Here is a 12976-nt window from a genome sequence, read left to right as displayed (position 1 = left end):
AAGGACCTCGGAGGCATTCCCGCCTACGGCAACCAGCGCACCGCCTGGGACGCCGGCTGCCGCCGCGACTACGAGAACCCCGAGCACCGGTAGCGGGGACGGTGGTCATCGCCGGATCCTCGCGGCCTTCTCCACGGTGACCTGGGCGATGCCGGACACGCGGACGGTCGCCTTCAAGGTCCAGGTCCCGGCTACCGGCAGGTCGAGGACGTTGCTGCCCCAGTAGCCGTGTTCATCGACGAGGCCCGCGTCCAGCGAGCCGATCCCCCGGTCGGCGTCCCTGGAGGTCAGGCGGAGCTCGGGAATGGTGACGGAGCTGTCGTCGGCGCTGTAGACCAGCGCCTCGACGACGTTCCGACCGGTCCGGCTCGGCGAGAGGCCGACTTGGACTTTGCCCCGTCCGACAAGGGTGTTTGTGCCGGTGTCGTACGGGATCAGGGTCAGGGAGACGTCGGGCCGACCCGGCACCCTGGTCACGGCGGCGGCTGTCTCGACGGCGGCCCGGCCCGTCTGGGTGCCGGTCAGCCGGGTCGTGAGCAGGAGGACCGCCACGCCGATCGCCACTTCCGCCAGCGTCGGCCAGTGCAACCCGCGCAGGGACGCCTTGCTGGTGAGGCCCGTCGAGTTGCCACCCTCGGCCGGGGGAGGAGATCCGCCGTGGCTCGCGGCGATCAGGATCCGTTCGTCGCCAGGCGCGGGCCACAGCCGGGCCGTCCAGCGCCGGGAGTACGACGCCGCGAACAGCATCACCAGCACGGCCCAGACCCTGAGCGAGGATCCTGCCGTAGGGAGTGGTGAACGCCTCCCAGGAGCCGAGTCCGCGCCAGGACTGGTAGACGCCGGTGGCAGTCAGCACCGCCACCGAGACGAGTGCGATGCGGGAGAAACGGGCGACGGGCGGCAGCGGATTCTTGGCGGAGGCGCGGTGGAGTGTGAACAGCAGTGTGGCCAAGCCGCCCAGCCAGACTGCCATGGCCAGCAGGTGCAGCGCGGCGGAAGCCATGGACACGGGCACCTGGATTCCCACGGAGGCGTGCTCGGCCGTCACCCAGGTCGCCGCCAGGCCAAGCGCGAGTACACCGCCCGCCGTTGTGATGGGTTGAGTGGGCTCCGGCGGCCCGAGCCGTACCAGCCGCGACCACCGCCAGGAGCAGGACCAGACGGACCAGTAGGGCGGTCCCTGGGCGGGTGCCCACCGTTTGCCGCAGTGAGTCCACGTCGAGTATCCCGGCCGGTCCGTCACCGCTGTCTTAGGGACCGCGCAACAGCATCAGCGCGACCGTGGATCCCAGCAGCGCCCACCAGCCGGTCGTGAACGGTCGATGCACCAGCCGCACCGCCGTGGCGGAACGCCAGCAGGCCAGGACGAACACGACGACGCCGATCAGCAGAGCCAGACCGGCATGGGCGACGTAGCGGCCGATGCCCTACAGCGCGTCGACCGCAGGGTCCACGGTCGGTGCGACGGCGGTCTGGCGCTGACCGCCCGAGATGGAGAACGCGCCCGACACGGCGTGGCTGTCCGCCGACACCACCCGCCAGGACACGGTGTACGTGCCCTGCTCCAGACCGTCCGTCAGGCTCATCTCATCGCGCCCGCCCCGCGGTCACCGGACGGCCGTCCGGGTCGACCACCCGCAGCGAGTCCTCGACTAAGGCGACCGATTCGTCGAACGTTGCCGTGACCTTGTTTTGGCATGGTCTTCAGCACACTGCTTTCACGGGGTCGCTGCCGGTTAGCGTCGCGTGCACCGACGCGGGCGCCGCACCGCCGAGAAGGACGCCGGCCAGCAGGGTGACCACCGCGATCAGTGAACGGATGCTGTGCCTGATGCCGGTTGTCTCCTGTCGCGCCACGTGGGTTCTCCGGTGTCCCGTCCTGGTCCAGCAACAGGTACGGACGCCCCCCGGAACGAGCTCACCCCGTCCCGTCCTCGGCCCTCGGACAGGACGGCTACCGACGGGCGGTCCCGTCCCACTTGGTACGGATCGTCGAGGAGGGCGTGCCGGACTGCAGGGGACCGGGGGCCAGGGCCGTGGGCACTCCGTCCGGCAGAATGTCCCCGGCCTGCTGTGCGGTGCCCTCGTCGGGCGTGCCGTCCGGGAGAACCGGTCGGGTGGCTACGCGGTCAAGGGCTCCCACGGCCACGATGACAGCGGCGACAGCGGCGAGAACACGACCGGCCCGTCGCCGCTTCCCCGGGCCGTTCAGGTCCCGCCAGCCGCTCGCCGTCCACGGGGCCTCCGGATCCCACAGGTCGCCGACCACGTCACCCATGCGGCTTGGCGCGGGGCCGTGCTCCGCCGTGCCGTGCCACACGTCGGTCCCATTCGTCGGCCCGGGGCGGACGCCCTCCGCTCGCTCCTGTGCGGAGGGCTCCCGGGCCGCGGAGGCCCGGATGGCCTGCTCGTTGTCGTCGAGGAATCTTCGCCAGACGGCATCCGGGACCGGCGTGCCACCGTCCTCGCCGCCGAGTCCTCCGTTACCCGCCGGGTGCTCAGCGACCACTGGCTTTCATCCTCCATGCCTGTTTCCTCAACCGGGGCTACGTCGTGCCGGGGCGGCGTACTGCCGGAGATTGGAAGGGTGGGCGGGACTGCCAGGACAGGTCCGTTGGGCCTGTCGGCGGCCGACGCGCAACTTGAGCCCGTCATGCATGCCGGTCACTCCTGTGCCCCGGCTCAACCCCCTGACGCAATATTTGCATGATGCAAAACATAATGTCGAGTGCTTCGGAGATGTTTCTGCCCGGGGAGTACGGCTGTGCGGGTCACGTCGGCCGGAATCCGGGGGCGCGCTCCGGGAGGACGTTGGGGGTGGCCGTCCCGGTCTCCCGTCGGCGTCGGTGGTTCTTGGGTGGTGGCGGGCCGGCGGCCCGCGATCCCGGCGCCTCGGTCCGGCAGGAAGAAGCGGGCGGTGACGGCGGCCGCTCGCCTCGTTCGGGGTCTCGGGGTCCGTCTGTGGTAGGTGGTACCGGGCGGCCGTCGGTCCGAAGCCGGATGCGACGGTCCAGCTTTCTCCGGCCGGGGCGTGTTCCACCACTTCAAGGAACCGCCCGGCTCCGGCGTCCGGTGGCGTGGCCCGCGTGGTGCAGCGGGAGCAGCCGGAGGCGCGGCCCGGTCCGCAGCGGAAATGGGATCTCGGCAGCCGTGCGGCCGGTCGCCGCCGGGAGGCGTGAGGCGGGGTCGATCCGGTGGGGTCCGTCTGCGGGCGTGGTCGCCTCCCCGGGGAGGCGTCGGCCCCGGTGGCTCTCGGCCTCTGTTGGGTAAAGGGCGGGGAACGGAGGCCGATTCGACGCGCAAACTATTGCATAGTCTAAATTCGGGGGTGCCTGTGCCGGACGTCGTGGAGAGGCGGCCCCTGAGACCACGGTACTGCTGGAGGGCGTCATGACCGAACAGAAACCGACGTCCGCGTCCGCCGTGCTCTCCGGGATGCCGGTGGCGGTCATGATTGTCGTGGCCGGGGCGGACCTGGTGTCCGGGCCGGGCGTGGGTTTCTTGCCGCTGGTCTCGCTGGGGCCGGCGTTCTCCGGACTGGTGGGAGGGTGGCGGCGTACCGCTTTGATCGGAGCGATGGCGTTGCTCCTGTGCGTGGGGCTCGGGATGTACGACGGGCTGTTCGAGGAGCGCCGGGGGTTCACGGCGATGGCGTCGGTGGCGGGTGTCACTGGTGTGGGTGTCGCGGCAGCAGTGATGCGTTCGCGTCGGGAGGCGGAACTGGCCAGTGTTCGGTCGATCGCGGAGGTGGCGCAGCGGGTGCTGCTGCGGCCCGTGCCCCGGACTGCGGGGGCGTTGCAGGCCGCGGTGTCCTACACGTCGGCGGTGGCGGAGGCGCGGATCGGTGGTGACCTGTATGAGGTGGTGGCCTCGCCGCAAGGGATCCGGGTAATTGTGGGGGACGTGCAGGGCAAGGGGCTGGCCGCAGTGGAGACAGCGGCTGTGGTGCTCGGCGCCTTCCGGGAGGCGGCCCATGACGAACCCGATCTGGTGGGGCTGGGCGAGCGGCTTGAGCGCAGCGTGGCCCGGGAGCTGGAGGGTGAGAAGTTCGTCACGGCGGTGCTCGCCGAGATCGGCTCCGGTCACGAGGTCGTGTTCCTCAGCTTCGGCCATCCGGCCCCGATGGTCGTACGACAGGACGGCACCGCCGACTTCCCGCAGCCGCCGGCGTACGCTCTCCCGCTCGGGCTGGGCGCCCATGGCGGCGAGCCGCCCGAGCCCTATCGGGTGGCTTTCGCGCCCGGCGACCAGCTCCTGCTGTATACCGACGGTGTCACCGAGACCCGGGACGCCCAGGGCTCCTTCTATCCCCTCGGTGAACGGGCCGACCTGCTCAAGGAGCCCGACGCCGACCACGCCCTGGAGGTACTGCGGGAAGACCTGGTCAGACATGCCGACGGGCCGCTCCACGACGACGCTGCGATGCTGCTCCTGCGGTACCACGGCCATGGGGAAGGAAAATCTGTTCCCATCGCGTGAGAGCGCGTCGGCTTCGGCACGGTAGAAAGGACCTATGCCGGAGCACGCGACCCCAGCAGGGGCCATGGACGATGTCGACGCGGTCACCAGGGCGGTGCTGACCGCCTCGCGCCTTTTGGTGGCGGTTTCCGCCCGCTCCCTCGCGGAGGTCGAGGAGAGGGTGACCCTGCCGCAGTTCCGGATGCTGGTCGTGCTCGCCACCCGGGGCGCCACCAAACTGGTGGTGCTCGCCGACCTGCTGCAGGTGGCCCCGTCGACGGCGATGCGGATGGTGGACCGGCTCATCGCGGCAGGGCTCGCAGACCGGCAGACCAACCCCGACAACCGCCGTGAGACCCTGCTGCAGCTGACCGAGGAGGGGCGGCGCGCCGTTGAGGACGTCACCGCCCGGCGCCGTTCTGAGATCGCGGGGATCGTCGCACGGCTCGGTCCCACGCAGCGGCTCGCGCTGATCGAGGCTTTGGGCGCGTTCAACAGCGCGGGCGGCGAGCCGCCGGCGACGCCGGCCGCCGACAGTCCGGATCCGCACCCGCTCGGCTGGGCCGTGGACGAGGCGATGGTCCATGACGTGTGACCCTCACGGGTTCGGACCGGAGCGCCTGGCCGGGCGGTGGCCGTCCTCCGACGCATCTTTTCCGGATCCCGCTTGTCTTGCATAATGCAAGGGAATTGTGGAACGCCGGTCGCGAAGCTCGCTACGGGGCATGCGTCGTGCCGGTGCGTCCGGCCGCGACAGCGTGGCCTGAAGGTACAGGTGCCCAAGGGCTGAGGAAGGATGCGGGGGATGGCACTCGTGCGCCGCACGCGCGGGGCCTCGCCGTCCGCCGACTCGCACGTCATGACCCATCTGCGCGCCATGGTGTGGGGCCCGGCCGAGTTCGTCGGCCTTCCGCCGTGGGGGCTCGTCACGGAGGGAGTCCTCGCGGGGATCCTCACCGTCGGGGCCGTCGTCGGCACGGCGCTCTACGGAGCCTGGACGGGGTGCCCCTCGCTCGCCGATGGCGAGGGGGGCCTTGTGTGCGCGGCGGCGCTCGCGGTGTATCTCGTCTCCGTCGGGGCGGGGCGTGCGCTGGTCGGCGTCGTCGTATTGCTGGGCGTCTGCCTTGCACTGCATACACCGCAGGCCGCGGCCGGTGTGGTGCTGGCGGAACGGGGACGGGCGCAGTCCGCGACCGTGACCTCTGTCGAGGACGGCTGGGCCACGGATGGCGGGTGGGGCCGGTACCTGTGCTCGGTGCGGGACGCCGACGGCGTGCCGCTCAAGGTCCGGATCTGGCGCGGCTGCGGTGACGCGACCCGCCCGGGGGACGCGATCACGCTCGTCTACGACCCTGAGGGGCGGGTGTCGCCGCGCGGAGTGGAGGCAGGGTCGGGTGTACCGGAGTCCTTGCGTGGTCTGGCGCCGTGGTCGTCCGCTCTCATCGTTGCGAGCCTGGTCGCCGTGGTGCGTTCCTACCGGCTTTCCCGCCCGGCCGGTACGAAGCGTGAGGTCCTCCGGCCCAATCTGGGGTGACCTGGGCCTTGGACTGGTTGTTGGCGTGATCGGCGAGCTGACGCACCAGGGTGTTGGTGCTGCCGTCGCGGATCACGGCGATGGTCGGGAAGATCCGGCCGTGGGTGACGCGCATGATGTTCGCGGCGGCGGAGTCGAACAGCTTGGCGGACTGCGCCGCCGAGGCCGCGACGAACTGCTGCTGTTGTGGGGGCACTTGGTGGGGCAGCGTGATCTTCAGCATGGGCGCAATCTTGCGGCACAGGTCGTCCAGCCTCGCATGCCCCACGGCCGGGTGTTCACCCACCGCTTTCATCTTCTTGTCGAGCCGTTCTGGGGCCGCTCTCGTATGTCCGAGCATGCTCGGCGTGCAGACCACGTCCCCCGATCCCCATGAGCCGGTTGAGCGCTCCTCCGGCGACAAGGGTTCCGATCGTCTTGCGGGCTATGGGCATGGTGCCGCCTGGCGCGAAAGAGGTATGCGTGCCTCACGCCGAGCGGTGATTGCGCGAGGTGAAACCTGCACGCTGCCACATGGTGGTCGGCGCGGCGGTGTCACCCGGCGGTCGGCGACGGTGCCGGGGATGTCACGGAGGAGCCTTCCGAGGTGACGGCCGGACCCGTCGGCACTCCCTCGGTCGACAGCCCGGGAGGCACCGTGAGGACGACCTGGGGCGCGCCCGCCTGTGGCACCGGCGGCGTCACCTGGGAGGCGGGCAGTTTCGGCGGGGTCGTCTCCTGGAAGTTGACCTGGGCGAAGTTGACCAGTCCGGTCTTCTCCATCTGCGTGATGTGGTCCAGGACCACGTCGTTGGCCTGGTCGGCCAGCTGGCGCACGAGTGTGTTCTCGGTCGTGGAACGGATCTTGGCTATGGTATTGAAAATCGAGCCATGGGTGACGCGCAGGGTGTTGGCGAAGTCGGTGTCGAACTGCTTGCCCGTGTCCGACTGGAACGTCGTCAGGAAGCCCTGTTGCTGGGGCGTGGGCTGATTGGGGATGGCGACGTTCAGCATGGGCGCGATCTTCCGGCAACTGGCGTCGAGCGCGGCGTGCCCGATGACCAGGTGCCGTCCGGCCTCGCGTACGGCCGGGGTCGTCCCCTTCTGCATGGCCAAAGCCCCCGAAGGGCCTTCCCAAAGCCCGGCGGAGCGCACGAAGACGACGAAGTTGCGGTCGGCTTCGGTGAGTGGCCCCCACTGGGTGCTGGCGATGATCCGGGACGCGTTCGAGGAGGTCGTCTGGATGCCCAGCACGCTCGGGTAGACGAGGGCGGCGAGCGTGGCGGTGAGCGCCCCGCCGACGGCGAGGGATCCGATTGTGTTGCGTGAGATGGCCATGATGCCTCCTGGTGCGGACCGCATTGCTGCCCGGTCGTACGGAGGCGGTACGGAAAGAAGACCTTTGCTCTAGGTAAAGATTGCATGATGCCAGAAATGTCGGGTGGTCGGCTCCGGACCGGTCTCATACGGTCACATCCGCCCTTTCCGGTCGACGCGCACCAGCTGCCCGTCGACCGGCCGAGCCGTGAAAAGCCAAGGGCCATGGCGAGTTGCAGCAACGGCCAGTACGCGCCTGTGTTCTTCCTCGGGGTGAGGGCGAAGTAGTGGAAGCCGATGCCGAGCAGCCAGGCCAAGGTGAAATCCATCAGGAAGTAGGCGTACGGCGGCTTACCGACGATCGCCATGCCACTGGCCCGCGTCGGCCACTCGTCGGCGGTGCGCCGAGGACGCACCCCGCGCCGCAGTGGCCGATGGCCTTGCCGAGGACATCCATCGCGACGACTCCTCCGGATCCTGTTCACCCTCCCGCTCGATGACGGGAAGGGGGCCGGCCGTGGCGTACGCGGAACCACGGGGCTGCCGGACCCCAGTACAGGGCTGTGCGCGGATGCGCCAGGTGCATGATCCACATACGCTGCCCGTATCCGTGCAGCGCCACGTCGGCGGCCCCCGCCGTGGCGAGGGAAAGGTCGGCTGGCCCGGTATTTCCCTGGTTGGTCGGTTGATCATCCGGCTGCATCACGTCCGGTCTCGTGCAGATGTGCCGTCGCTACCCGTCCGGGCCGCATGATGCGTATCTTGCTGCGCTCACAGGCCGGGCAGCGAAGTGACTGCAGTGGCGACGGGGCGGCCTTCCCGTCGAGGTGGTATGTGGCGATGGCCCGCCCTTGGTCGTCCGCGGTCACATCGATGTCGTAGGGCGGCTTCCCGGCCGTGTCCGCAGTCGAGGCAGGCGAACGAGTGACGGACGAGGTGTCAAGGACACTTCGCTGACCCGTCTTCCCGGCATACCGCGTCCGACGCTACGTCAAAGTGGCAGCAGCGCGGCGTCAGGGAAACGTCAAGATCCTGGGTTCGGCCCGTGAGGCCGGTACGGCATCCGGCGGTCACCGTCCGTGGCGTCGGGTGGGCGTGAGACCGCCGGAGCGCCTTCCGGTTCGCCGTATCCCCGATCCTGACCTGCTTGACACCCAAGCCTTGCATAGTGCAAAAGTATGGGTGGGGTGGGTACACCCCAGTCCTCCCGAAGTGGAAGAGGCGACGCACACCGATGAGAGCAGTGATCTGCGGAGCCGGTATCGCCGGGCTCGCGCTCGCGGGCCGTCTGCACAACACGCTCGGCTGGGAGGTCGTGGTCCTGGAGAGGGCGCCGGGGCCCCGCACCGAGGGGTACATGATCGACTTCTTCGGCCCCGGCTACGACGCCGCGGAAGCCATGGGAGTACTGCCCTGGCTGGAGGAACTCAGCTATCCGATTTCCGGGGCGACCTTCATCGACGACCAGGGCCGGTGCCGTGCCCGGCTCGGCTACCACCGGTTCGCCCGGTCCCTGGACGGGCGTCTGCTGAGCATCATGCGACCCGACCTCGAAGTCGCCCTGCGGGAAGGGCTGTCCTTCGCCGTCGGCCTGCGCTTCGGCGTCGGCCCGGCACGCATCGACGCCGGTGCCTACGGCGTCCGCGTCACGCTCACGGACGGCAGCATCCTCGACGCGGACCTTCTCGTCGGGGCCGACGGCATCCACTCCACGGTGCGGGCACTCGCCTTCGGCGAGGAGCGACGTTACGTACGGCATCTGGGCTACCACACGGCCGCGTTCACCTTCGACGACCCCGAGGTACACGCGGAACTAGGCGACCGTTTCTGCGTCACCGACACCGTCGGCAGGCAGATGGGCCTGTATGCGCTGCGGAACGGCAAGGTCGCCGCGTTCGCCGTCCACCGCACCGCCGAACCCGGCACACCCGAGGACACCCGGGCCGCTCTGCATCACGAGTACGGCTCGCTCGGCTGGCTTGTGCCCCGAGCTCTGGCAGGCTGTCCGCCGTCCCCACGGCTCTACTACGATCAGGTCGCCCAGACCGATCTGCCGTCCTGGAGCCGCGGGCGGGTCGTCCTGGTCGGCGACGCCTGCCATGCCGTGTCCCTGCTCGCCGCGCAGGGTGCTTCGCTGGCGATCGCCGGCGCCTATGTCCTCGCCGACCAACTCGCCGGATCCCGCAGCATCGAGGAGGCGCTCGCAGGATACGAGCGTCTGTGGCGACCGGCCGTCTCCCGCAGGCAGCGCTTCGCCCGCAGGACCGCCCGCTGGTTCGTGCCCGCCACGCCCCAGCAACTGCGGCTGCGCCGACTTGCCCTGCGGCTCGCCGAACTCCCTGTGACAGGCGATGCCGTCGGCACGGCACTCGCCGGCAGGCAGCGGCCGTATCTGCGTCGACTCGCCGCAGTACCCGCCCGGTCGAGAACGGCGGAGTTGACCGGATCGTGCTCGGGTCGGTCGACGCCGCAAGCTGGGAGTTCCGGCGAGCAGACCCATCAGGCGGAGAGCTAAACGCCATCAGGCTCCAGGTCCGGCCCGAGCCTCGTCACTGCTCACCTGCACGAAGCGCTTGAAGCTGCCCACTGCCCCGTGCTGGCTGATCTCCCGCACGTACTCGGATGTGCCCGGCAGCACGGCGAGGTGCGCGACCGGGACGCTTCCCCCGAGTAACCGGCGAGAACGCCGCCGGCCAGGCCTGTGGGCGAGTGCCGAGGAGACCTTCACTTGTCCGGCGGCCCGTCGTACCTCCGGTGGTTCCGGGGATTTGCTCGACCAGGTCGGCGGCCCACCGCCGCTCCTGCCTCTCGTGCTCGCGGGACCGCTGGTCGCTGCTGTGGACCAAGTCGCGAGGGAAGTTCACGAGTCCCGGAGTCTGCGCGATGGCGTAGGGACGCCCCCCCCGTGACGTCCGCCCACCACGTGGGGCCGCTGGCGGGTCCCGGACAACGGCCCGTGGTTCAGGGGACACCACATGCACGGACCGGCCGAGAGCTCCGGATGAGACAGGGCGGTTCCTGGCGTCAGCCAGGCGGCAGGATCAGCCGCCGGACGCCTGCCCCCGGCGCGGAACCTGGGGCGCCATCGCGGCCTCGGCGGCCTCCGCCCTGGCGTCGTTCACCGCTGCGGCGGCCTGCTTCTCGGCCTGGTCAGCAGCTGTCGCGGCGTCAAGTGAAATTGTCGAGCCCGCGGCGAGCTCCGGGGCCCTGCCTTCGTGCGGTGTGTCGGCGCCGGCGGTGGCTGCTTGCTCGGGTTGCGCGGGTTGGGGACGGCCGACCGACGACTGATCTCCGAACGCACGGGTGACGGTGCGGACTGCCTCGGTCAGTTCCCCCGGGATCACCCAGAAGGTGTTGTTGTCGCTGCTCGCCAGGTGCGGAAGCGTCTCCAGGTACTTGTAGGCCAGGACCTTCGGATCGGCGTTGTTGCGATGGACGGCCTGGAAGACGAGTTCCACGGCCTTGGCCTCGCCGTCCGCCCGCAGGATCATGGCCTGTTGCGCGCCCTGTGCCTCCAGGATGTCCTTCTGCCGTGTGCCTTCCGCGGTGAGGATCTTGGCCTGCCGCTCCCCTTCGGCGTGCAGGATGGCCGCGCGTTTGTCGCGCTCGGCCCGCATCTGCTTCTCCATCGCTTCCTTGATGGTGTGCGGCGGGTCGATGGCCTTGATCTCCACGCGGTTGACGCGGATGCCCCACTTGCCGGTGGCGTCGTCGAGGACGGCGCGCAGCCGCGAGTTGATCTCCTCACGTGAGGTGAGCGTCTCCTCCAGGTCCATGCTGCCAATGACGTTGCGCAGCGTGGTCACGGTGAGCTGGTCGATCGCCTGCAGATAGTCGGCGACTTCGTAGGCCGCCGCTCTCGGGTCGGTGATCTGGTAATAGAGCACGGTGTCGATGTTCACCACGAGGTTGTCCTCGGTGATCACCGGCCTGGGGTCCGACGAGTAGACCTGCTCGCGCACGTCGAGTTTGGTATTGACGCGATCCGCCACCGGCAGGACGAAGTTGAGGCCAGGCTGCAGGGTGCGGCGATACCGGCCGAACCGCTCGATGTTGTAGCGGCGTGCCTGCGGGACGATCCGTACCGTGGAGGCGACGAGGAAGACGACAATGATGGCCGCCACGAGGGTGAGGATGACGAGGGGATCCACAGTGCCTCCGTTACTCTGCGTTCAACCGACTACGGCAGGAGTTCGCGAGGGTAGACGACGGCGGTGGCACCTTCGATCTCCATGACGTCCACCAGCGCTCCCGCCGGGATCACCAGGCTCTCGTCGAGGGCGCGGGCGGACCACTCCTCGCCGGAGAGTCTGATCAGGCCGCGGGTCGCGGTGACCTCCTGCACGACCTCGGCCCGTTTGCCGATCAGCGCGTCGCTGCCCTCGCGGATGAGGGGTTGCTGTGCCATGTGCCGCAGCGCAACGGGGCGGACGACGACAAGACCCGCGGCTGCTGCCAACGCGAAGGCTGCGATCTGGCCGAGAACGCCGATGCCCACACCGGCGACCACGGCGGTGACCAACGCGGCGCCCGCCAGCAGTCCAAAGATCAGAGTCAGGGTGAAAAACTCCGCGGCACCCAGCGCCGCGGCGGCCAGCAGCCACACGAACCACGGCATCGAATCGCCCTTCTCTTTGGGCCTTCTTTACTAAAGTACCCGTAATCGCGCCGGACAGAACAGACACGGGAGAGCTGCCGTTCGGCACAGTTGATGTGTCTTGCCTTACGGAGGGGCGTTCCCGCTGTCGGCCGGTTGTGTCCTGGAGCCGTCACCGGGACACAACCGGCCCTTGTGCCTACCTCACCGGGGTGAAGTCGCGGGCTCCGATGAATTCAGGCCTGCGGACGGGGGCGGCGAAGGGCTCGACCGCGGTGTTCTCGATGCTGTTGAAGACGATGAACACGTTGGATCGGGGATAGGGGGTGATGTTGTCGCCGGAACCGTGCACAGCGTTGCAGTCGAACCAGACCGCCGAGCCGGCCTGGCCGGTGAAGAGGCGGATACCGTGTGCGCCGGCCAGCTGTGTCAGGGCGTCGTCGGACGGGGTCCCGGCGTCCTGCATCTGCAGTGACTTCTTGTAGTTGTCGCGGGGGGTCCGGCCCGCGCATCCCAGGAAGGTGCGGTGTGAGCCCGGCATGATCATGAGGCCGCCATTGGTGTCGAGGTTGGGCGTCAACGCGATCGACACGGACACGGTCCGCATCCTGGGCAGGCCGTCCTTGGCGTGCCAGGTCTCGAAGTCGGAGTGCCAGTAGAAGCCGGAGGCGCCGAAGCCGGGCTTGACGTTGATCCGTGACTGGTGGACGTAGACGTCCGAACCGAGGATCTGCCGAGCCCGGCCCACGACCCGCTCGTCGCGTACCAGACGGGCGAACACCTCGCTGACGCGGTGGATCTCGAAGACCGACCGGATGCCTCCCGAGCGGGGTTCGACGATGGTGCGCTCGTCGGCCCGTACGGCCGGATCCGCGAGCATCCGGTCCAGTTCGGCCCGGTACCCGGCTACCTCGTCGGGGGCGATGAGCCGGTCGACCGTCAGGAAGCCGTCCTGCTCGTAGCCGTGCAGGTCGTCGGAGGTGAGGGGGCCAGGGTGTTCGGGCGCCGGCCAGACCACCGGATCCTGGCGTGGGGTCGTGGTCTCGCGGGGGCCGCGGCTTGGGTAGAGGTCGGTGAGCATGGTCATGGGA

At 69.5% G+C, this 12976-nt stretch carries 12 protein-coding genes and 3 pseudogenes; 5 read left to right on the top strand and 10 right to left on the bottom strand.

Going from position 1 to position 12976, the window contains the following annotated elements; translation table 11 throughout:
• Positions 1-93, top strand: a pseudogene (locus tag AB0F77_RS38935) (flavodoxin family protein); the annotation flags it as partial.
• Positions 94-105: 12 nt separating this feature from the next.
• Here the strand turns inward: AB0F77_RS38935 and AB0F77_RS38930 are convergent.
• From AB0F77_RS38930 to AB0F77_RS38910, 5 genes and pseudogenes are all read right to left on the bottom strand, one after another.
• On the bottom strand, positions 106-756 hold the full coding sequence (locus tag AB0F77_RS38930; RefSeq protein ID WP_361958243.1) for a hypothetical protein: 651 nt from the start codon (positions 754-756) through the stop codon (positions 106-108).
• A gap of 73 nt (positions 757-829) precedes the next feature.
• A pseudogene (locus AB0F77_RS38925) lies at positions 830-973 on the bottom strand (hypothetical protein); the annotation flags it as partial.
• A 454-nt stretch (positions 974-1427) separates the two neighbouring features.
• Complete coding sequence (locus AB0F77_RS38920; RefSeq protein WP_361958234.1) at positions 1428-1586, bottom strand: copper resistance protein CopC; 159 nt, start codon at positions 1584-1586, stop codon at positions 1428-1430.
• A gap of 118 nt (positions 1587-1704) precedes the next feature.
• Positions 1705-1857 carry a hypothetical protein gene (locus AB0F77_RS38915; RefSeq protein ID WP_361958231.1) on the bottom strand — a complete coding sequence of 51 codons (153 nt, stop codon included), beginning with the start codon at positions 1855-1857 and terminating at the stop codon, positions 1705-1707.
• Positions 1858-1954: 97 nt separating this feature from the next.
• Positions 1955-2509 carry a hypothetical protein gene (locus AB0F77_RS38910; RefSeq protein ID WP_361958228.1) on the bottom strand — a complete coding sequence of 185 codons (555 nt, stop codon included), beginning with the start codon at positions 2507-2509 and terminating at the stop codon, positions 1955-1957.
• 881 nt (positions 2510-3390) lie between these two features.
• Between AB0F77_RS38910 and AB0F77_RS38905 the strand changes: the two genes are divergently transcribed.
• The 3 genes from AB0F77_RS38905 to AB0F77_RS38895 all read left to right on the top strand — a co-directional run bounded on the left by AB0F77_RS38905 (position 3391) and on the right by AB0F77_RS38895 (position 5992).
• Complete coding sequence (locus AB0F77_RS38905; protein WP_361958225.1) at positions 3391-4479, top strand: PP2C family protein-serine/threonine phosphatase; 1089 nt, start codon at positions 3391-3393, stop codon at positions 4477-4479.
• A 64-nt stretch (positions 4480-4543) separates the two neighbouring features.
• Positions 4544-5053, top strand: a complete 510-nt coding sequence (locus AB0F77_RS38900) for a MarR family transcriptional regulator (protein WP_361958222.1) — start codon at positions 4544-4546, stop codon at positions 5051-5053.
• A gap of 210 nt (positions 5054-5263) precedes the next feature.
• Positions 5264-5992, top strand: a complete 729-nt coding sequence (locus tag AB0F77_RS38895; RefSeq protein ID WP_361958219.1) for a hypothetical protein — start codon at positions 5264-5266, stop codon at positions 5990-5992.
• A gap of 16 nt (positions 5993-6008) precedes the next feature.
• On the opposite strand, the pseudogene AB0F77_RS38890 reads toward AB0F77_RS38895, so the two are convergent.
• Together AB0F77_RS38890 and AB0F77_RS38885 are read right to left on the bottom strand one after the other, a co-directional pair.
• Positions 6009-6290 (bottom strand): annotated as a pseudogene (locus AB0F77_RS38890) (hypothetical protein); the annotation flags it as partial.
• A 236-nt stretch (positions 6291-6526) separates the two neighbouring features.
• Positions 6527-7309 (bottom strand): DUF4142 domain-containing protein, encoded by a 783-nt coding sequence (locus AB0F77_RS38885; protein WP_361958216.1) that lies wholly within the window; start codon positions 7307-7309, stop codon positions 6527-6529.
• Positions 7310-8522: 1213 nt separating this feature from the next.
• Between AB0F77_RS38885 and AB0F77_RS38880 the strand changes: the two genes are divergently transcribed.
• Positions 8523-9803, top strand: coding sequence for an FAD-dependent monooxygenase (locus AB0F77_RS38880; RefSeq protein WP_361958213.1), 1281 nt, complete (start codon positions 8523-8525; stop codon positions 9801-9803).
• 526 nt (positions 9804-10329) lie between these two features.
• Here AB0F77_RS38880 and AB0F77_RS38875 read toward each other — a convergent pair.
• The 3 genes from AB0F77_RS38875 to thpD all read right to left on the bottom strand — a co-directional run bounded on the left by AB0F77_RS38875 (position 10330) and on the right by thpD (position 12972).
• Entirely contained in the window at positions 10330-11439 is a 1110-nt protein-coding gene (locus AB0F77_RS38875; RefSeq protein ID WP_361958210.1) for an SPFH domain-containing protein, read from the bottom strand.
• A 29-nt stretch (positions 11440-11468) separates the two neighbouring features.
• Positions 11469-11906: an NfeD family protein gene (locus tag AB0F77_RS38870; RefSeq protein WP_361958207.1), complete on the bottom strand. Its 438-nt coding sequence runs from the start codon at positions 11904-11906 to the stop codon at positions 11469-11471.
• A 178-nt stretch (positions 11907-12084) separates the two neighbouring features.
• Entirely contained in the window at positions 12085-12972 is an 888-nt protein-coding gene (gene thpD / locus AB0F77_RS38865; protein WP_361958204.1) for an ectoine hydroxylase, read from the bottom strand.
• Positions 12973-12976 lie beyond the last annotated feature (4 nt).

The sequence above is a fragment of the Streptomyces sp. NPDC026672 genome, from assembly GCF_040638185.1.
Lineage (GTDB): Bacteria > Actinomycetota > Actinomycetes > Streptomycetales > Streptomycetaceae > Streptomyces.
The sequence above is the reverse complement of the archived record's forward strand: the minus strand, read 5'-3'. Positions and strand labels throughout refer to the sequence as shown.